This window comes from Butyricicoccus pullicaecorum (assembly GCF_002160355.1).
Classification (GTDB): Bacteria; Bacillota; Clostridia; order Oscillospirales; family Butyricicoccaceae; genus Butyricicoccus; species Butyricicoccus pullicaecorum.
Map to the genome: position 1 here is coordinate 230655 of NZ_NFKK01000002.1, position 20171 is coordinate 250825.

At 54.3% G+C, this 20171-nt stretch carries 13 protein-coding genes; 6 read left to right on the top strand and 7 right to left on the bottom strand.

What is annotated here, in order from left to right; genetic code table 11:
• Nucleotides 1-16 precede the first annotated feature (16 nt).
• Both B5F17_RS02820 and B5F17_RS02825 read right to left on the bottom strand, forming a co-directional pair.
• Nucleotides 17-1525, bottom strand: coding sequence for a sugar ABC transporter ATP-binding protein (locus B5F17_RS02820; protein WP_087370554.1), 1509 nt, complete (start codon nt 1523-1525; stop codon nt 17-19).
• Between the two features lie 184 nt (nt 1526-1709).
• Nucleotides 1710-2735, bottom strand: a complete 1026-nt coding sequence (locus B5F17_RS02825) for a galactose ABC transporter substrate-binding protein (protein ID WP_016147366.1) — start codon at nt 2733-2735, stop codon at nt 1710-1712.
• 381 nt (nt 2736-3116) lie between these two features.
• Here B5F17_RS02825 and B5F17_RS02830 point away from each other — a divergent pair, with 381 nt between their 5' ends.
• From B5F17_RS02830 to B5F17_RS02840, 3 genes are all read left to right on the top strand, one after another.
• Nucleotides 3117-4175: a LacI family DNA-binding transcriptional regulator gene (locus tag B5F17_RS02830; protein ID WP_016147365.1), complete on the top strand. Its 1059-nt coding sequence runs from the start codon at nt 3117-3119 to the stop codon at nt 4173-4175.
• 476 nt (nt 4176-4651) lie between these two features.
• Nucleotides 4652-6352, top strand: a complete 1701-nt coding sequence (locus B5F17_RS02835; protein ID WP_087370557.1) for an S-layer homology domain-containing protein — start codon at nt 4652-4654, stop codon at nt 6350-6352.
• A gap of 15 nt (nt 6353-6367) precedes the next feature.
• Complete coding sequence (locus B5F17_RS02840; protein ID WP_087370560.1) at nt 6368-9358, top strand: hemoblobin-interacting domain-containing protein; 2991 nt, start codon at nt 6368-6370, stop codon at nt 9356-9358.
• An 86-nt stretch (nt 9359-9444) separates the two neighbouring features.
• Here the strand turns inward: B5F17_RS02840 and B5F17_RS02845 are convergent, their stop codons facing one another.
• Genes B5F17_RS02845 through rbsD form a run of 5 tightly spaced genes read right to left on the bottom strand, consistent with a single transcriptional unit; the run spans nt 9445 to nt 14172 of the window.
• Entirely contained in the window at nt 9445-10332 is an 888-nt protein-coding gene (locus tag B5F17_RS02845; RefSeq protein ID WP_087370563.1) for a ribokinase, read from the bottom strand.
• 10 nt (nt 10333-10342) lie between these two features.
• Nucleotides 10343-11266, bottom strand: a complete 924-nt coding sequence (locus tag B5F17_RS02850; RefSeq protein ID WP_087370566.1) for a substrate-binding domain-containing protein — start codon at nt 11264-11266, stop codon at nt 10343-10345.
• 16 nt (nt 11267-11282) lie between these two features.
• Complete coding sequence (locus tag B5F17_RS02855; protein WP_087370569.1) at nt 11283-12266, bottom strand: ABC transporter permease; 984 nt, start codon at nt 12264-12266, stop codon at nt 11283-11285.
• Nucleotides 12263-13750 (bottom strand): sugar ABC transporter ATP-binding protein, encoded by a 1488-nt coding sequence (locus tag B5F17_RS02860; RefSeq protein ID WP_087370572.1) that lies wholly within the window; start codon nt 13748-13750, stop codon nt 12263-12265. Before B5F17_RS02860 ends, B5F17_RS02855 begins: the two co-directional genes overlap by 4 nt.
• Before the next feature lie 14 nt (nt 13751-13764).
• Complete coding sequence (gene rbsD / locus B5F17_RS02865) at nt 13765-14172, bottom strand: D-ribose pyranase (RefSeq protein WP_087370575.1); 408 nt, start codon at nt 14170-14172, stop codon at nt 13765-13767.
• Between the two features lie 394 nt (nt 14173-14566).
• Between rbsD and B5F17_RS02870 the strand changes: the two genes are divergently transcribed.
• The 3 genes from B5F17_RS02870 (at nt 14567) to B5F17_RS02880 (ending at nt 20093) form a co-directional block, all read left to right on the top strand.
• Nucleotides 14567-15559 (top strand): LacI family DNA-binding transcriptional regulator, encoded by a 993-nt coding sequence (locus tag B5F17_RS02870; protein ID WP_087370579.1) that lies wholly within the window; start codon nt 14567-14569, stop codon nt 15557-15559.
• A 152-nt stretch (nt 15560-15711) separates the two neighbouring features.
• On the top strand, nt 15712-16833 hold the full coding sequence (locus B5F17_RS02875) for an exonuclease SbcCD subunit D (RefSeq protein ID WP_087370582.1): 1122 nt from the start codon (nt 15712-15714) through the stop codon (nt 16831-16833).
• Nucleotides 16830-20093 (top strand): AAA family ATPase, encoded by a 3264-nt coding sequence (locus B5F17_RS02880; protein WP_087370586.1) that lies wholly within the window; start codon nt 16830-16832, stop codon nt 20091-20093. Before B5F17_RS02875 ends, B5F17_RS02880 begins: the two co-directional genes overlap by 4 nt.
• Nucleotides 20094-20171 lie beyond the last annotated feature (78 nt).

The following is a 20171-nucleotide window of genomic DNA, read 5'->3' on the forward strand; positions in this document are numbered from 1 at the left end:
TTCTTTTTCCTCCTACTTACTCAAAACGGGTTGCCAGTTCCATGATGTTCTCCTGATTGGCTTCCTTGCCATCGAGAACACCGGTGCAGCGACCGTCACACATAACCATAATGCGGTCGGACATGCCCATCAGCTCACTCATCTCGGACGAGATCAGGATGATGCTCTTGCCCTGTTTCGCCAGATCGGCGATAATGCAGTAGATTTCGTATTTTGCACCGACGTCGATACCGCGGGTGGGTTCGTCCAGAATGAAGATATCCGGATCATTTGCCAGCCAGCGGCTGATCAGAACCTTCTGCTGGTTACCGCCGGACAGCGTCTGAATCAGTGTCTTGGAAGAAGGAGTTTTGATGGACAGCTTTGCAACGTTATCCTGTACCAGCTTTTCGATCTTTTGGTCGTCCAGCAGGCAGCCGCCGATCAAGTACTTATTGAGCGAAGCGATGGATACGTTATCTGCGATGGACAGCACGCCCATGATACCGGTCGCGCGTCGATCCTCGGTCAGCAGTGCGATACCGCTCTTGATCGCATCGGCAGGCCGATTGATCTTGAGCTCTTTCCCTTTATACTTGACCGTGCCCTTGCTGTGGCAGCGCAGACCGAACAGGCCTTCCATCAGCTCGGTACGCTGTGCACCGACCAGACCGGCAACGCCCAGAATCTCGCCCTTGCGGACGTTGAAGGAGACGTTGCGGAAGCTCTTGGGATTGATGGAAGTGAAGTCATTGACTTCAAATACGACTTCACCGGGGTGATTGTCGCGATGGGGATACAGATTGCTGAGCTCTCGACCAACCATCTTGGTGATAATCATATCGGTGGTCAGCTCCTTTGCTGCCCAGGTACCGATGTACTGACCGTCACGCATGATGGTGACTTCGTCCGAGATGCGCAGAATCTCGTCCATCTTATGGCTGATGTAGACGATGGAGACACCGCGGTCACGCAGCTCGTCTACGATGGTGAACAGCGCTTCGACTTCGGCAGCCGTCAGCGAGGAAGTCGGCTCGTCCAGGATGAGCACCTTGCAGTCTGCCGAGACTGCCTTTGCGATCTCAACCAGCTGCATCTGAGAAACACTCAGCGTACCCAGCTTGGTCTTGGGATCGTAGGGAAGATGGACTTCCTTCAGTACAGCGGCTGCGTCCTCGTACATCTTCTGATGATCGATGAACGAAAACGGACCGAACTTCTTGAGCGGGAAGCGACCGGTGTAGATGTTCTCACCGACGCTGCGCTCGGGAATGGGCTGAAGCTCCTGGTGCACCATGGCGATGCCGCGATGCAGTGCATCGAGCGGGCCCTTGATCTGCACCTTTTCCCCCTCATAATAAACTTCGCCCTCGTCCATGTGATAAATGCCGAACATGCATTTCATCAGTGTGGATTTTCCGGCACCGTTTTCGCCCATCAGCGCATGAACCGTACCGGGACGCAGCTTCAGTTGAGCGTGATTGAGTGCTTTGACGCCGGGGAACATTTTTACCACGCCCCGCATTTCCAAACGATATTCCGACACTTGGCCGACCCCTTTCTATGGAAGATCCTCAAAACATTCCTGTTTTAAAAAATACAGCTTTACTGGCTTATTTATTCGGTAAGGCTGCATTTGTTAGAACAGCAAGGGATAAAGAAAACGAGGTACGTGCGCTAAGCACACGCACCTCGTTCGGATTGCTATGAAGAGAAGAAAGTTCAGAACATTACTTGATGTATTCCTGAGCGTTCTCGGGGGTTACCTTGACGTAGTCAACGTAGATGGACTGCTCGCCAGCTGCAAAGGTCTTGCCACCGAGGAGGTCTTCCATGGAAGCAACAGCCTGAGTAGCCTGGCCGTTTGCATCGTTCAGAACGGTACCGGTCATGTTGCCAGCAACAACTTCGTTCAGAGCAGCGTCCAGTGCGTCAACGCCTACCAGGTAGATGTCTTCGTTTACAGTGCGGCCTGCTGCCTGGATTGCCTGCAGAGCACCGATTGCCATGTCGTCATTGTTGCAGAATACGACTTCGATCTGATCGCCGAACTTAGCAAGGTCGTTCTGAGCAATTTCCTGGCCCTTGTTGCGGTCCCAGTCGCCGCGCTGCAGGTCGAGCTGCTCAACGGTCATGCCAGCGTCGGTCAGAGCCTTAACGGAGTACTCGGTACGCAGCTTGGCATCGATGTTCTCGGGGTCGCCCTGAATCATGATGTAGGAGATCTTGCCGTCGCCGTTGATGTCGCCCTTGTTCTCGGTCTCGAGAATCAGCTCGCCCTGGAAGGTACCGGACTGAGCAGCGTCACAGCCGACGTAAACGAGCTTCTCGTAAGCTGCCATCTGGTCAGCGGTGGGCTCACGGTTGATGATGACGGTCGGGATATCAGCCTGCTTAACAGATGCGATGATGCTGTCAGCAGCGGAGGTCATAACCGGGTTGATGATCAGCGCGTCAACGCCCTGGGTGATGAAGGTGTTGATCTGCTCGGTCTGCTTAGCCTGGTCGTTGTTGCCGTCTACTACGGTAACCTCATAACCCTTTTCCTCCAGCTGAGCCTGCAGGGCGTTACGGTAGGTGGTCATGAATGCGTCGTCGAACTTGTAGATGCAAACGCCAACCTTGAGCTTCTCGCCCGTGGACTCAGCGGTCTGGGTGTCACCCGAGGTGGAGGTGTCAGCGGCCTGGTTTCCACCGCAAGCTGCGAGGGAAAGACACATTGCTGCGGACAGCATCAGCGCAAAAAATCGTTTCATGATAAATTCGCTCCTTTTCACTTTTACTCTTCTTTCTTTTCTCCGAGCAGTCCGTCTCTTTACTCAGGCGGTCTGTTCTTTGTGTTTCCATTGTAGCACTAGGAAAGACGGGATGGCAAGCGTAGAATGTGTTTTTACTAAATTTTTAGTTCCTCTCACAATTTCCTATCTGTGCCTTTGGGAAAATTGCACAAGGCATTTGCTGAATCCTACAATTTATAACTAATGAATTTGACGTTACAGCAAAAAGATGGATAAATTCCTGTGTTTTCGAGCAAATTTTTACTTGATTTTCGGGTGTAGTTCAGATTAAAATGGGTAATAGAATTTACTTGGTAAAATTCGATAACAGTGTAATTGATTAAAAAGGCGGTGCTGACGATGGCGACTCTCAAAGAGCTTGCAGCCTATACAAATCTTTCTATTGCGACCATATCGCGTATCCTCAATAATGACCCCACCATGGTAGCCAGCGAAGATACGCGCCGCCGTGTCTTGGAAGCCGCCGGCGCGTTGGGATATAAGAAGCACAATAAGGGCAAAGTGAGCGCGGTGCTGCGTTTTGGCGTGGCTGAGATGCTCACGCCGGCAGAACAGCTGGAAGACCCGTTTTATCTGTATTTGAAAAATTTCGTGGCACAGGAGTGCATGGAGCAGAAGATCGACTTGATTCCGCTTCTGCGGGACGGAGAGAGTTTTACCTGTCCCTATCCGCTGCCGCTCAACGGCATCATTGCCATCGGAATTTTTACCAGAACGCAGATTGAAGCGCTGCATCAGCTGAGTGATACGCTGGTTTTTGTGGATTCCTCGCCCGATGAAGCGCGCAGCGATTCGGTGGTCATCAACTACCGTTTGGGCATCGAGCACGCACTCGATCACCTGTTTTCGCTGGGACATCGCCAGATTGGCTTTGTCGGCCCGGCAGATAAACTGGATGACTGGAAACAGCCCGCACCCGAGGTGCGCCGTCAGCTGTTCATTCACTTTATGAGTGCGCGCAATGACTATGACAGCAGTTTCCTCATCGATGTACCTACCAATGCAGCACTCACAGAGCGTGCGGTAACTGAGCACCTGCGTCAGGGTAAACCGCTGCCAACCGCTTTCCTGACGGCAAACGAAGAAAATGCAATCGGTACCGTACGTGCGCTCAAGGCAGCAGGCCTGTCCATTCCGCAGGATGTGTCGATCATTTCCTTTAACGACACCCCGCTGTCCGAGCTCATGGAACCGCCGCTGACCTCCATTTCCACCCGTGTACAGGAGATGAGCAGCATTGCGGTACATCTGCTGACCGAGCGGTCGAGCAGCACGGGATATTTGAGAGATATTCCGGTGAAATTAATCGTTCCGCCGACGCTGGTTGTCCGTGCGAGCACGGCTGCACCTCCGGTTGGCTCGGCTTCCGACGATATGATCGAGATGCAGGATGACTGATGATAAAAGCCTGTTATTTCAAAAAGTATATATTAAAATCCTGATAATGCGTTTTTACAATCCCCGTGCTGTGAGAAAAGCAGCATGGGGATTTTTTGTCACATGTCATAATCATACATGAAACGGAAAGAAAATCCTGTCGGAAACAAGTACGGTAGGCAAAATTTTACATGAAATTTTACTGAAATTATGATTTCGATTTCACAAGGGACTTTGGGGCAATTACGAGCAGATATCGTGTCTATGAAAGATCAGTATTTCGTGACAAAAACAGCGAATTTTTACGCATATCAGCCATATAAAGGTGAGAATGTGACAAAAATGCAATTGACAAGATCTGGAAGCGGTGATATACTCCTGATTAAGAAAAGAGTTAGCTTAAACTAACCGAGAGAACGCACGGTCGACCGATAAAAGAGGGAACCTCTCTATGGCGGTTAGTTGAAACTAACTCGAGATTTGAAGGAGGAAGATTTTTGAAGCAGAAGAATTTGATTGCGGCAGTCTTTGCCGCAGCGCTGGTACTGCAAACACAGGCAGCAGCGGCAGAATTCTCGGATTTTCCGACCGATTGGTCGGCAGCAGCACTGACACGCGCGGTAAACGACGGCTTGCTGTCGGGCGCGAATGGTAAGATCAATCCGAGCGGAAAATTGACCCGTGCAGAGATGGCTGCCATCATGAATCGTGCCTTTGGTGCGACCGAGCAGGCAAAGTTAGACGGGTATCAGGATGTCAGCCCGCAGGCGTGGTATCATACCGAACTGGCCAAAGCGGTGCAGATGGGAACCTTCCGGGGAGGGGACGGCAAATTGCTTCCCGACCGTGAAATTACACGCGAGCAGGCATTTACGGTGCTTGCCCGCGCCTTTGCGCTGCAAGACGGTAAAAGTACGGCATTGAACGGCTTTACCGACGGCGATCAGGTTTCGGACTGGGCAAAGGGCGCGGTCGCAGCGCTGGTGGAAGGCGGATATGTGGGCGGTGCACAGGGCAAATTGAATCCCCAGAGTGGTATCACCCGCGCAGAATTTGCACAGGTCATGTGCAACCTGGTCGGTATGTATATTGATGCACCGCAGACGGTCACGCAGGCTGCACAGGGCAATCTTGTCGTGCGTGCATCGGGTGCGACCCTGCAGGGCATGACGGTGAGCGGTGATTTGGTGCTGGCTGACGGCATTGGCACCGGAGACGCAACATTGGAAAAAATGACCGTGGACGGTCGTCTGATCGTGCGCGGTGGTGGTGCGGACTCGATTCATCTGATTGAAACCAAGATCAAGGGCAGCGTTGTGCTGAAAAATCCCAACACGGCGACCCGCTTGGAGACCAAAGACAGCGCACTCGACAAGGTAGATGCATCCAGCGATCTGATTGTTGACGGTGACATTGCCGAGGTCCATTTGACCAGCTCGGCAAAGGTAGACATCCGAAGCGGCAAGATCGGTACGATTACGGTCGATGAACAGGCCAAGGGCAGCCAGATCACAGTCGAAAGCGGTGCACAAGTGGAATCGATTGCAGTCAACGGTGCACAGGTCGAGATCAGCGGCAAGGGTACGGTCAAGACCGTGCAGGCAGATGCAAATGACGTGACGGTGACAACGCCCAATACCGAGGTCACCGCGGCAAGCGGTACCAGCGGCGTCAAGGCAGGCGGTCAGATGGTCAAGGCCGGACAGAAGGCCAAGATCAGTGCCGACGGCACGGATGCGGCAGTGAGCGATATCAAGCTGGAAGAGGGCGAGATGCCTAAGAGCGATAAGCCGGGCTCGGGCACGGTACATCGTTCGATGAAACGGGATTCCTCTGCGTCCGGCAGTTCGTCTGACACACCCAGCGGTACGCCCGACCAGACCAAACCGTCCGAAAATCCGTCTGGTAAACCGGAAGCCGACCTCAAACTCGCGGCAAATCTGATCGACCTCAAGTATGCACAGTACGTGGTGATTACCTTTGCTGAGAACACCAAGGTGACCGAGTACACGGTGGAAATCGACGGTCAGGCGATCAACGAGCGCGATCTGCGATACGTTGACCACAGCGGACGGATTGTGAAATGGGAGCCGATGAACGGCTGGAAGCTCAACGATGCACACACGGTGACCGTCACCCGCAAGGCGGACGGCAGTCGTCAGACCGTACCGGTTGAGCCGCTCGGAAAGAAGAAGTAAGGAGGGGAAAAGACCATGAATTGCAAGAAATTCGGTCGTGCAGCGGCATCGATGGCGCTGGTCCTGTCGGTCGTCAGTACATCGGCCATGGCCGCGCCGGCTGATCTTATGGGTCATGATTCGCTGTACGTCTGGGACTACCATCTGACCAATTACGATAAAAACGGAAGCATTCGTGTCACACCGGAGAAGACCACGTTTGCCCTGCCGGGTGACCAGCAGGACAGCGGTGTTCCGGCGTATTTCGCGCCTGATGCCGTGATTTCCGAGACCGGCGGCGGTGGATACGGGGTCAGCGGACAGGTCGAGATCCAGCTCAGCTACGAGAGCGAGCGCGACCGGGCATGGGTCGATGCCATCCGCACCGATGACAGCAGCAGCGTGCAGCTGGTATCGTTCGATGAAAACAAGCGCACGGTCAATGCTGCGCTGGGCTGCTCGTTTGAGATCGGTGTCAAATCGGACGACGGACAGCATACGGTTGCCAAACTGACCATCCCGCTCGGACAGACCAATTTTTATTCCAATGGACGGTATTACGTGCGCGTTCGTGCCGAGGGCAAGGAGACCGCACTGATTCCCATTCATGTCGTAAACGACAAGGCGCCGACCATCACCCCGCAGCTTGACCCGGTTTGGACGACCGAGCCCAAGGCGTTTTTTGATGTGTCCGATATGACCTATGGCGTGCTTATGCCGGCCTACGCTGCTGAGCTGACCTACCCGGACGGCACGACCAAGTCGCTGACCATCATTAAGGACTGGTATCTGATCGGCAATCTGTTTGTATTATATAATGATAATGAGAAGGAAGCGCTGTTTACACAGCTCGGCACCTATACCCTGACCGTGCATTCGACCGGTTTTAAGGATATGTCGTGCACGTTCGAGATGGAAAAGGGACAGCCCATTCCGGGATACACTGTAGACCGAACACCTACAGCAAAGCCCAAGCCCAAGCCGGTGCGTGTTGACGCAGTCAGCCACGCGACGGGCGGCGGCAGCGGCAGCGGCGGCGAAGGCAGCATGGTCATGCCGGCAAACATTATTTTTAATGAAGACCTGCTGAGCAATGCGCAGATTCTCGGCAAGCTGGGACTGCGCACGCCGGAGAGCAACAGCATCAACAGACGCTGGAGTTTTCTGATGAAGAATAAGTGGGATGCAGTGTATGATGCAGACAGACGGCATGGATACGACTGGATGGATTATATGGATGCCGTGCAGCGTGCCAAGAAAAACGGCGAGTATCTGACTTTTGAGGAGTATGCAAAGCACGGAAAACTCAGCGGCGGCAATCCGTATGCCATCAAGGAAGTGCTGGAAGACGGTCTGCTTGGTGAAACCCAGATGGGCGGCGTTTATCTGGGCAAACTGGCGCCGACCATGGAACTGATCGACGCAAAGGGACAGAAACGACCTGACCAGCTCGTCCCCGAAGGCGAAGATATGATTCTGTCGTGCGACGATTCGACCTATCTCAAGGCAATCACGGGGATTATGGTCGATGGTCATCAGTTCCCGCGTTTGGAAGAGGGCAGAGACTACAAGATCGAAGACGATCGCCTGACCGTTTATGGTCGCTCGCTGGCGGACTTCGATTTTGGTCCCAAGCGCATTACGCTGGATGCCGATGGCTACCGCAGAACCTACCTTAATATCGTTTATGGCAAGAATCTGGAACAGAATGTCCAGCTGGAAGCCAAGAAGCCGACGTTTGGACATGATGAGGCGGTCTTTGTCCGACTCACAAACACCCAGGGTGACTTTATGAAGCACCTGCAAAAGGTTGAGATCATCGATCCCAAGGGTGTGACGACCCAGCTGCTGACCAAGGATCAGGGCGGCGATTCCAGCAACGACTGGTACACGGTCAACGACAACACGACGATTGGCATTCTGCCGGGTGCGTTTACACAAAACGGAACTTACACCGTTCAGGTGACTGCCAAGTATTACGGCATGCGTTCGACCAAGGTGGAACTGAGCGGTGAATTGCCCGCGCTGGGTATTTCTAAGGTCAGCGGTACGCGCACTGCACCGGAAGGAACCTATCAGCTGACGCTGAACGAGGAAAACGGCAAATGGAGACTGAAAAAGTATCAGATTGCGGTCAACGGAACCCGATATCTGGAACAGACGGAGTCGGACACCCTGCGTGACAATATGTTTTGCTGGAATGTCAGAACGGAAAATCAGCCTGTACTCTATCTCAGCTCGAGCGCATTCAGCAAGGAGCAGAACGAGATTCTGATTACGCTGGAAGGCTATGCACCGGTGCGCATGCTGGTAGATGCATCCAGCGGCTATGCCGTGATGACGCGGGAGGAGACCATGCCTGAGGGCAAGGAAGCGCCGGCATTTGATAGTGCACAGCGTGTGACCGATACGGCAAAGCCCGACCACTATCGCATTCACCTAAACGGAGACGCACAGGATTATCTGAATGCGATCGGTGCGTATACCAAGGTAACCGTGCAGCATGGCGACGACACCAAGACCTACCAGCATCAGAAGATCCTGTCGGGCAAGCACAGCTTTGCGGTACAGGATGGACTGCTGGAGCTGACTGCGGACGGCTTCCAGACCGGAGAGAACACGGTGACCATCGCGCAGGTCGGTGGATTCAAGCCTCTGACCTTTACGGTCACGGTATCCGAGGAAGCACCGAGCGACGACTTTGACGCGCGTGCGCAGATGCCGACAGTGGAAAAGATGTACGGATATTATAAGCTGAGCTATAAGTCATTCCCGAAGCAGGCGGTTGCAGACTGGATGCGCACGGTGACCGGCGTACAGGTCAACGAGACCTCGTATACTTCGACAGAGTATGCAAGCAGCGTTTACCATGACACCGAATATAATGTATACTCGGAAAAACGAACGATTTATCTGGGTGCCAAAGCGTTCCAGGACGGAAAGGACAACACCATTGTTCTGACCAGCGGTAAGGATACGCTGACGCTGCGCATGACCTCTGATCTTAAAATCGAGGTCGTAAACTAACGCACATATCATAGGATTACTTCCCAATATAAAAAAGACGGCTGACCGCGAGGTCAGTCGTCTTTTTTGGAGTAGTAGGGGAAATTTTATGCTTCAAGCGATGCGATCACTTCATTCCGATAGGGAATGGAGGGGACCGCACCGGCACGGGATACCGCGATGGAAGAAGCCTTTGCGCTCATGCGCAAAATGTCGGGGATTTCCATGCCCTGTGCAAGACCGGCGATGAAATAGCCGGTAAACGTGTCGCCAGCAGCGGTGGTGTCCACAGCCTTGACCGGGAAGATGGGCTGGAAATGCTTGCAGGACTGGTCGGCATAGACCGCGCCGTCCGAACCCAGTGTCAGCACGACGGCTGCGTGCGGGAAACGCTCACGGATGCTGTCAATGATCGCGTCGGGCTCGCGGCAGCCGGTCAGCTGGTAGCCCTCGATTTCATTAAGCAGGAACAGGGAAATCTTGGTCATATCAACCGCTTTGAGCTTGTCGTCGAAGGGGGAAGGGTTGAGTACGATCTTCATACCTTGTGCATAGCCGCGGTCGACGATGTAGGGCAGCAGATTGACCTCGTTTTGCAGCAGCAGGATATCACCCGAGTCAAACTGGCTGATGACTTCATCAACATAGGCCTCGGTCAGTGCCTGATTGGCACCGCCGTAGAGCAGAATGCAGTTTTGTGCGTTTTTGTCGATCTGGATGATTGCATGACCGGTGCGTGCATCGACCGTGCGGATATAGTCGGCATGAATGCCGTACTCCCGGCAAGCGTCCAGAAATACGCCGCCGTCCGCACCGATCATACCGCCCTGGTAGACTTCCACACCGGCTTTTGCCAGTGCGACCGACTGGTTCATACCCTTTCCACCCAAAAACAGCTGTAATTGGGTGGAGGACTGGGTTTCACCGGGTTCGACGATATGATCGACCGTGTACACATGATCGAGGTTCATGGAACCGATGTTGAGTACTTTCATAAGACACTCCTTATGCGTTGTCCTTGGTAATCAGAGTTACCTCGACGGGAATGGATTTTTCGATGGTCTCGCCGTTAATGAGCTTGACTGCGTTCTCAACAGCGGTCTGACCGATCAGATCGGGCTGCTGTGCGATGGTAGCGCCCATGCGTCCGGCCTTGATGGCAGCGATCGCGTCATCGGTTGCGTCGAAGCCGACCACCAGAATGTCCTTGCCAGCGCCTGCGACAGCCTCGACAGCACCGAGCGCCATCTCATCATTCGCTGCAAAGACCGCCTTGATGTTGCCATTGGACTGGAGCATGTTCTCCATGACCGTCATACCCTCGGTGCGGTCGAAGTTTGCGGTCTGGCTGGCGACGACGTTCAGCTTTTCATCTGCGATGTTGTGGAAGCCTTCACCGCGGTCGATGGCAGCCGATGCACCCGGGGTGCCCTGGAGCTCCGCGACCTCGACGCCCTCGCCCAGGGTATCGACGATGTACTGGGTTGCGAGTTCAGCGCCGGCGACGTTGTCGGACGCGATCTGGCAGTCAATGTCAACGCCGTTGACCGCGCGGTCAACCGAGATGACCTTGACGCCCTGATCCATGGCAGCCTGCACGGCACCGGTGACCGCATCCGAGTCAACCGGGTTGACGATCAGCACGCTGATGTTCTTGGAAACCAGGTCTTCAATGTCGCTGACCTGCTTGGTGACGTCATCGCCTGCGTCTACGACGGTCAGCGAAACGCCCAGATCCTGTGCAGCCTTTTCCGCGCCCTCGGCTAGGGTGACAAAGAACGGGTTGTTCTGGGTGGAGATCGAAAGACCGATCGCACCGCTCTTTTCACTGGCCGAAGAACCCGAGCCTTCACCGTCAATGGTGACCATACAGCCGCTCAAGGTGAACACGGTCAGTGCACTTAATACGAACGCAATAAATTTTTTCATTGGTAAATCCCTCTTCTCATCTCTTGCTGTCGGACAGTACGGCTACCAGAATGACGATTGCCTTGATGACATCCTGATAGTACGACGTGACTTCCAGAATATTCAGACCGTTGTTGAGCACTGCGATAATCAGGACACCGGCAACCGTGCCGATGATCTTACCGCGGCCGCCGCTCATGCTGGTGCCGCCCAGAGCAACCGCTGCGATTGCATCCAGTTCATAGCCGTCGCCCAGCGTCGGCTGTGCGGAGTCGACACGAGAGATCATGATGAGGCCTGCCAATGCGGCGAGGAATCCCGAAATAGAGTATACCATAATTCGCACGCGAGTGGTATTGACACCGACCAGCGTTGCACATTTTTCATTGCTGCCGGTTGCGTAGATACGGCGGCCGAAGCAGGTGCGATTGAGGATGAAATAGAAGATCGCGAAGACCAGAACCAGAATGATCGCCGGAATCGGGATCTTGAGGTCGGGGTTGAAGCTGGAAGCGATGTTGCCCTTACCGATGAGCTTGAACAGAAATGCACCGCTTTCGCTGCTGATGTTGGCAGCCAGACGGGAAATCGGCTTGCCGTCGGTGATAATCATGGCAAGACCACGGTAAGCGGTCATGGTGATGAGGGTTGCGATGAACGGCTGCAATCTGCCCTTGGTGACCAGCAGACCGCTGATTGCACCGAGCAGCGTGCCGACGATGAGTGCGATGATGATGGAGGCAAAAGCGGGGAAGCCGGCCATGAGCAGCTCGGCACAGACGACGGCGCTGAGTGCGAAGGTCGAGCCGACCGACAGATCGATGCCGTCCGACAGGATGACGCAGGTCATACCGACCGCGATCAGTCCGTTAAACGATGCCTGACGGAGCAGGTTCAAGAGGTTGCTGGGCTGACGGAACTCGGCGCTGATGAGGCTTAAAATGATCACAAGTGCCGCCAGTGCAATAAACGCGCCATATTCGCTAACGATGGCGTTTAATTTTTTACTTTTCTGATTCATGCGATGTTACCCCCAGTCGCTAATGTCATAATCTTTGCCTGATCGGCTTCGGCCGCGTTCACGATGCCCGTGACGCGTCCCTCGCATACGACCATGATGCGGTCGCTCATACCCAGCACCTCGGGCAGCTCGGAGGAGACCAGAATGATGGCCACACCCTGCGCCGCGAGCTGGTTTATGATGTTGTAAATCTCTTTCTTTGCACCGATATCCACACCGCGGGTGGGCTCGTCGAGAATGAGGATTTTGGGCTGCTTGTACACCCACTTTGCGATAACGACCTTTTGCTGGTTGCCGCCGCTGAGGCTGCCACATTCCTGATCGGCGTTAAAGCAGCGGATACGGAACTCTTCGATGCCCTGCTTGACCAGTGTATTGCGCTTGGCGTTCGAGATCACACCGCGATTGGACACACGGTCGAGGTTTGCAAGTTCGATGTTCTGCGCGATGCTCTTGTCGAGCAGCAGACCTTCGGTCTTGCGGTCTTCGGTGATGAAACCGATGCCCGCGTGAATGGCGTCGCGGGTGTTGTGAATCTTGACCTCGGCACCGTCGATGAAGATTTTACCTTCCACAACCGGCAGATTGCCGAAGATGGCCTGCATGATCTCGGTGCGTCCGGCACCCATCAGACCGCTGACGCCCAGTACCTCACCGGCATGTACCGAGAAATTGACGCCGTGGAAGAGCGATTTGTGAGACAGATTTTCTACGCGGAGCACTTCACCACCGATGGTCAGGTGACGCTGCGGGAAGCGCTCGCCGATGGTACGGCCGATCATCATCTGAACGACATCGTCCATCGTGATGTCTTTGATGTAGCGGGTATCGATGTACTCACCGTCGCGCAGGATGGTGATGCGGTCGCACAGTGCAAAGATTTCCTCCATGCGGTGCGAGATGTACACGATGGATACACCCTTGGCCTTGAGCGACTTCATGACCTCGAAGAGCACTTCGGTCTCGCTCTGGGTGAGTGCTGCGGTCGGTTCGTCCATGATGAGTACCTTGGCATCGACCATCAGTGCTTTACAGATTTCGACCATCTGCTGCTGGCCGACACTCAGCTCGGACATGACCGCGCCGACCGGGATATGTACGCCCATCTTGTCCATGATTTCCTGCGCCTTCTTGCGCATAGCCTTGCGGTCGCAGACACCGAACTTGTTGGCAATCTCCTTGCCCATGAACAGGTTTTCCTCAACCGTCAGATCAAAGAGAACGTTGAGTTCCTGATAGATGAACACGATACCGGCCTTTTCGGCTTCCTGCGGGTTCTTGTAGCGAACCTCCTTGCCGTCGACCAAAATGGTGCCGCTGTCATACTGGTAAACACCGGTCAGGATCTTCATCAGGGTGGATTTACCTGCACCGTTTTCGCCCATCAGGGCGTGAACTTCGCCATCTTTGAGGAAGAAACCGGCGTTTTTCAGCACCTGATTGGAGGTGAATGCCTTGTTGATCCCCTTCATTTCGATATGCATGGTATCCCTCTCTTTCAATCGGCAAAAATGCAGCCCGACTGTAAAATGATGTTGGCGTAGGGTGTGGTCTCGCCGGTGCGGATGACAGCCTTGCAGTCCGCGGTCTTTGCCTTGAACGCGGTGTGGGGCACAAACTCAACGTCAACCTTCTGTCCCTTGAAAAGAGCCTGGATTTTTGCGAGCATGTCGGGGTTCTGGTCGGTGATTTCCTCGGCGAGGATGATCTTTTCCACTTTCATGTCCTGTAAGACAAGCTCGAGCACGCGGATGAAGGGTGGTTCTCCGAATGCGAGTGCGAGGTCGATGCGTTCGGTGCTGTCGGGAATGGGCAGGCCGCAGTCGCCGATCGCGATTTGGTCGGTGTGTCCCATGTACGACAGAACACGGGAAACATCGCTGTTGAGAATGCCGTTTCTTTTCATGTTTGTGATCTCTCCTTTTCCCTGTGAGATTTCAATACGCCGTAAAAGTTTCTTTGAAACCCGTTTCAAGTGAGTTCATCATACGCTTGACCCGATAAAAAGTCAACAGGTTGATTTACATTTCTACGTTTCCGCCAGATTGGAAAGGCGGTTATTGGCAATTTTAGACAAGGATATTTTAGACAAAAATAAGTTAAAAAATTAACAAAAACCGAGCAGCATATACGATAAACTAGGTGTTTTGCACAGAAGAGGAGAGCAGAGGGAAGAGGACGGTCGGAGCCTTCGCAGAGAACGGTCTTTTGCGTGAAAATGTATAGAAAGTTGTCCTTGTTGTGCCTGTATTCCGATGCTATAATGCTAGTGTAAGAGTTATTCCATGGCGAGGTGTGATATGGCCAGCATTCGTGACGTGGCTAAGCTTGCGGGCGTATCGCCTGCAACCGTATCCCGTGTGATGAACGGAACGGCAAACGTGACAGAGGAAAAAAGAGAAAAGGTACTGCGGGCGATCAGTGAGACCGATTTTGTGCCCAATGAGGTGGCGCGCACGCTGTTTAAAAAGTCCAGTAAGACCATCGGATTCATCATCCCGAGTATTCAGAACCCGTATTTTACCCAGATGGCCGACGTGATCGACCGAGCGGCGAAAGAGCTGGGATTTCGCATCCTGCTGTGCAATGTCGAGCACGACCTCGACCGGGAGCGCTCGGCGATTCAGATGCTGATTTCGGCCAACGCGGACGGCATCATCATCGCGTCCAACAACAGCGAATTGCAGCACGAGCTGTCACAGTGTGAGATTCCGGTCGTTATCCTGGACTCCCTGTTTCGGACGAAGGATGTCAACGCCTATATCTACTGCAATTATTATCAGGGCGGCATGATGGCTGCCGAGCACCTGCACAAATGCGGCTGCCGCAAGATCGTGTGCATCAAGGGACCACAGCAGCTGTTCACTGCGCAGGCGCGTTATCAGGGATATGTCGATTTTTGCGAAGACAACGGCATCGAGCAGCATTCCATTGAGTGTGACTACGATTTTCACGCCGGAATGGCGGTCACCGAGGAGCTGCTGAGCTCCTATCCCGATGTAGACGGCATCATTGCCTGCAACGACATCGTTGCAATCTCGATTTACAAGATTTTGCACAAGCGCAATATTTCGGTGCCCGAGCAGATTCAGCTCATCGGTTTTGATGACGTGCATCTGTCCTCGCTGATCTCACCCGAGCTGACCACCATTCATCAGCCGATCGAGGAGATGGGGCGCAAGGCCATCTCGATCATCTGCGACCCGAAAGGACTGGAAAAGCGGGGCAAGCAGTTTGTGTTCCCGGTTCACCTCATCGAGCGCGAGACCACCTGTATGAAAAAACTTTTGTGACATGAAAACAGGACAGCATGCTGTCCTGTTTTTATACCCGCCTGTGACTTTACAGGGCACAGGGCGATTTGCTATGATAGGGATAGAAACAAATCGCGGAGCGCAATTTTTCTGCACTCTGCTGGAAATTTTCCTGGAAAGAAGGGATTTTTATGCGTCTTTTGCATCTGGCTGACCTGCATCTGGGCAAGCGGGTGAATGGATTTTCCATGCTGGACGATCAGAAATATATCCTGTCACAGATTTTGACCATCATCGATACCTATACGCCGCAGGCGGTTGTGATCGCCGGGGATGTGTACGACCGTACCATTCCGCCTGAGGAAGCAGTCAGCCTGTTCGATCATTTTCTGGTGCAGCTGTCCAAACGCAAACTGGACGTTTTTCTCATCAGCGGCAATCATGATTCTGCCGAGCGCGTCGCCTTTGGAAATCAGCTGATGGAGGCAAGCGGCATTCACGTCTCGCCAGTCTATCAGGGTGAGGTACAGCCCATCGTACTCACAGACGCGGCGGGAGAGGTCGCGTTTTACCTGATTCCGTTTCTCAAACCGGTGCATGTGCGTCCCTTTTTCCCGGATGCCAAGATTGAGGACTACACCGATGCCATGCGCACGGTGGTAGACAGTTTGAAACTGGACACAAACCGCAGAAACGTGGCGGTCGTTCACCAGTTTGTCACCGGCGCGGCGCTGAGCGGCTCGGAAGAGCTGGCAATCGGTGGACTGGACGCGGTGGATGCCAGCGTATTTTCTCCCTTTGACTATGTCGCCCTCGGCCATCTGCACGGTGCACAGCGTGCGGGCGGCGATGGCATCCGCTATGCCGGTTCACCGCTCAAATATTCCATTTCCGAGCGCAACCAGAACAAGAGCGTCACGCTGGTTGACTTGGGCGAAAAGGGTACGGTGAACGTACAGCTCATTCCCTTGCAGCCCAAACGGGATGTCTGCCAGTTCTGTGGAACGTTTGAAGATCTGATGGCACGGCAGGAGGTATGCGAGGACTACTGCGAGATCATCTTGACTGATGAACAGGATGTCCCGAATGCAATGAACCGCCTGCGTGCCCTGTATCCCAACCTCATGCACATGGCCTACGACAACACGCGCACGCGCAGTCAGACTTCGGTATTGGGCGCACGCGCGCCGCTAGCGCAGCCGATCGAATTGTTTGAGGAATTGTATGAGGCGCAGAACGGACAGTCCATGAACGACGAGCAGCGTGCATATATGCGTGAGCTCATCGCGGAAATTTGGGAGGGAGAGCAATGAGACCGATCAAGCTGACCATGTCGGCCTTTGGGCCGTACGCGGGAAAATCGGAATTGGAGCTGGACAAGCTGGGGCAAAACGGTCTGTACCTGATTACCGGCGACACCGGCGCGGGCAAGACCACGCTGTTTGATGCAATCACCTTTGCGCTGTACGGCGAGACCAGCGGGCGCAACCGCAATGCAACCATGCTGCGCTCCAAGTACGCCGATCCCAAAACCCCGACCTATGTGGAATTGGTATTTTGCTATCGCGACCAGCAGTACACCATTCGCCGCAACCCGACTTACGAGCGCCGCGCACTGCGTGGGGATAAAATGACGCAGGAGAATGCTGGTGTCGAGCTGACCATGCCGGACGGTCGGGTACTGACACGCATTAAGCAAGTAAACGATGAGATTCAGGCGATTTTGGGACTGGATTATGAGCAATTCACACAGATTGCCATGATTGCGCAGGGTGACTTTCGTGAACTGCTGCAAGCCAAGACCGATAAGCGCCGGGAGATTTTCCGCTATATCTTCCAGACCGAGCGCTACCAGCAACTGCAAGGTTTGCTGTTCAAGCGCGCAAAAGAGCTGGCAGACCGGTATCGGAACGTAGAAAATGCGGTCAAACAGTGCGTGCGCAGCGTGCGCTGTGCGGAAGATCACCCGATGGCGCTCGAGTGGGAGGCCGTCCGGGCAGAGCAGCGCAGTTTGAGCCAGACCATAGAGCTGCTTACCCAGATCATCCAGACCGATTCAGACAAGCAGCAGGGACGCAAAGAACAGAAGGACATTTTGGACAAGCGTTTGCGCGAGCTGGAAGCGCTCATCGAAAAAGCCGAGCAGATTGCACAGTGGAACCGAGAGCTTGCGCACCTGAAAGAGCAGAAAATGCAGAGTGCGCAACAGCTGGAAGCTTTGGATGAACGCGTTCGACAGGCACAGGATGAAATGCCCAGGGCCGAGGCGCTCGGCAAGCAGATCGCGCTGGAGCAGGAACAGCTGCCGCGCTATGCGGAGATCGACGCACGGGCTGGACAGCTTGTGCGTGAGCAGGAGGCGCTGCAAGCCGATCAAAAGACGCTGGAAGGCAAGCAGAAAACACTGGAAACTGACAGCCAGACCTTGGAAGAACTCAAAAAGCAGCTTGATGCACTCAAAAATGTGCAGACCGAGTGGCAACAGCTCGAGCACGAGCGTGAGCAGATTGCCCAGCGGCTGGACAGCCTGCGCACCTTGCAGGAAAAGTGGAACGGATGCCAAGCGCTTGAGGAACAGACAAAGCAGGCAGAGCAGCAGCTTGCACAGGCGCAGCAGGCGTGGGATGAACTGACCGAGCGTCTGACACGTGACCGTGCCGCACTGGCTGAAGTGCAGGATGCCGGGGAACGGCTGGTCAGAGGGCAGAGTGCACTGGAGCACTTGCAGCGCAGACAAGCTGAACTCGAGCAGATTGGCCGCAAACACCAGGATTATATCGCTTTGCTGGACAAACTGCACATCGCACAGCAGAATTTTGTATGTAAACGGGATGCCTATGAGCAAAAACAGCATGCGTTTAACGCACTCAATCGTGCATTTTTGAGCGGACAGGCGGGATTGCTCGCCAAAGACTTGGCGGAGGGAATGCCGTGTCCGGTGTGTGGTGCGACCACACATCCGCATCTTGCAAGTTTAGCGGATGAAGTGCCGAGTGAGCAGGCGCTCGAGCAGGCCAAACAGCAGGCGGAACGTGCGCTCACGGCCGAGCGGGAGGCCAGTGCGGCAGCGTCCGCCGTGCGGGCGACGGTCGACCGTGCCAAAGAGGAACTGCAAGCCCTGTCACAGGAATTATTAGATGGAAAACCGTTCGATGCGTTGGAAGATTGCCTGACTGCGGCACAAAATGTACTCGAAACTGAGCTTTTGCAGGCCAAACAGGCAGTACAGCAGGCCAAAGAGGCAGCAGAGCACCGAGACACATTGACTGAGCAGATTAAAGCGCAGGAGACCCGGCAGCAAGCGCTGCAAAAGCAGCTGCAAGATAGGCGGGACGCGGTCACGTCGGGCAATGAGCGCTTGCACACTGCACGGGAGAGCGTGCGCGAGCTGGCAGAAAAACTGCTGGACGGCTGCCCGATGGAAGCACTGTCCGAGCGATTGACCGAACAGACCGCGCTGGTCAATCAGCATGCGGAACAGTGCCGGCAGGCCATGCAGCGAAAGCACGCAGAGTGCGAACGAAAACAGCATCTCGAGACCGAGATTCCGCAGCGTGAGCAGGCATGCCGCACGTTGGAGCAGGAGATCGGCGCATGCAAGGTTGAGCAGGCATCCAGAACGACAGCGCTTGCCGAGCGACAGGCCCAGCTTGCCACACTGCGACAGGGATTGCGCTATCCCGATTCGCAAACGGCAGAGCGGGCGATTGCGCAGATGGAAGGAGAGAAACAGACCATCGAGCGCGCGCTGGCTGAGGCACAGGATCGACTGACACAAAAGCAGCAGGAAATCAGCAAAACCGATGGACAGATTCAGACGCTGTCCGGTCAGATAGCGTCCTCGCCGGAAATTGTCCGCGAAAAAATCACAGCGGAATACGAGAAAATCGAGCAGGGAAAGGTGCGGTTGCAGACGGAAAATGAGGAACTTGCCGCAGCATTGGCAGTCAATCAGGACAATCTCGCCCAGCTGCGACAGATCGGACAGGATCAGTCTGCACTTGAGGAAAAGCTCAAAATGGTGCGCAGTCTGGCCAACACAGCCAACGGCGAGGTGACCGGCAAGGAAAAGATCATGCTGGAAACTTACGCACAGGCAACTTATTTTGACCGGGTGGTCGAGCGCGCGAATATCCGATTCCGAGTGATGTCCGACGGACAGTACGAGCTTGTACGCAGACAGGAAGCCGGTAATCTGCGCAGTCAGAGCGGTTTGGACATGAATGTCATCGATCACTATAATGGCACCAGCCGAGACGTTGCCTCGCTGTCGGGCGGTGAAGCGTTCATGGCTTCGCTGTCGCTGGCGCTCGGACTTTCGGACGAGATTCAGGAATCGGCGGGCGGCATCAAGCTGGATACCATGTTTGTCGACGAGGGCTTTGGCACGCTCAGCGAGGACGCGTTGCAGCAGGCGCTTGCCGCGCTGCAAGATCTGAGCGAGGACGGGCAGCGCCTGGTCGGTATCATCTCCCATGTACCCGAGCTGAAGGCCAGAATCACCCGTCAGGTGGTCGTGACCAAGGACAAAATGGGCGGCGGCAGTCGGGTATCCATCCGCACGGAAGAATAAGGAAGAAGTAATAGAGAATCGGGAATAAGTGTTGCAGTTCGTTACTTATTTGCTCACCCTTTTCTTCGGAAGCGGACA

Bases quoted from the DNA above. Each gene is read 5' to 3' on its own strand.
- B5F17_RS02825 (WP_016147366.1), bottom strand. From the start codon at position 2,735: ATGAAACGATTTTTTGCGCTGATGCTGTCCGCAGCAATGTGTCTTTCC.
- B5F17_RS02830 (WP_016147365.1), top strand. From the start codon at position 3,117: ATGGCGACTCTCAAAGAGCTTGCAGCCTATACAAATCTTTCTATTGCG.
- B5F17_RS02840 (WP_087370560.1), top strand. From the start codon at position 6,368: ATGAATTGCAAGAAATTCGGTCGTGCAGCGGCATCGATGGCGCTGGTC.
- B5F17_RS02845 (WP_087370563.1), bottom strand. From the start codon at position 10,332: ATGAAAGTACTCAACATCGGTTCCATGAACCTCGATCATGTGTACACG.
- B5F17_RS02850 (WP_087370566.1), bottom strand. From the start codon at position 11,266: ATGAAAAAATTTATTGCGTTCGTATTAAGTGCACTGACCGTGTTCACC.
- B5F17_RS02855 (WP_087370569.1), bottom strand. From the start codon at position 12,266: ATGAATCAGAAAAGTAAAAAATTAAACGCCATCGTTAGCGAATATGGC.
- B5F17_RS02860 (WP_087370572.1), bottom strand. From the start codon at position 13,750: ATGCATATCGAAATGAAGGGGATCAACAAGGCATTCACCTCCAATCAG.
- rbsD (WP_087370575.1), bottom strand. From the start codon at position 14,172: ATGAAAAGAAACGGCATTCTCAACAGCGATGTTTCCCGTGTTCTGTCG.
- B5F17_RS02870 (WP_087370579.1), top strand. From the start codon at position 14,567: ATGGCCAGCATTCGTGACGTGGCTAAGCTTGCGGGCGTATCGCCTGCA.
- B5F17_RS02875 (WP_087370582.1), top strand. From the start codon at position 15,712: ATGCGTCTTTTGCATCTGGCTGACCTGCATCTGGGCAAGCGGGTGAAT.
- B5F17_RS02880 (WP_087370586.1), top strand. From the start codon at position 16,830: ATGAGACCGATCAAGCTGACCATGTCGGCCTTTGGGCCGTACGCGGGA.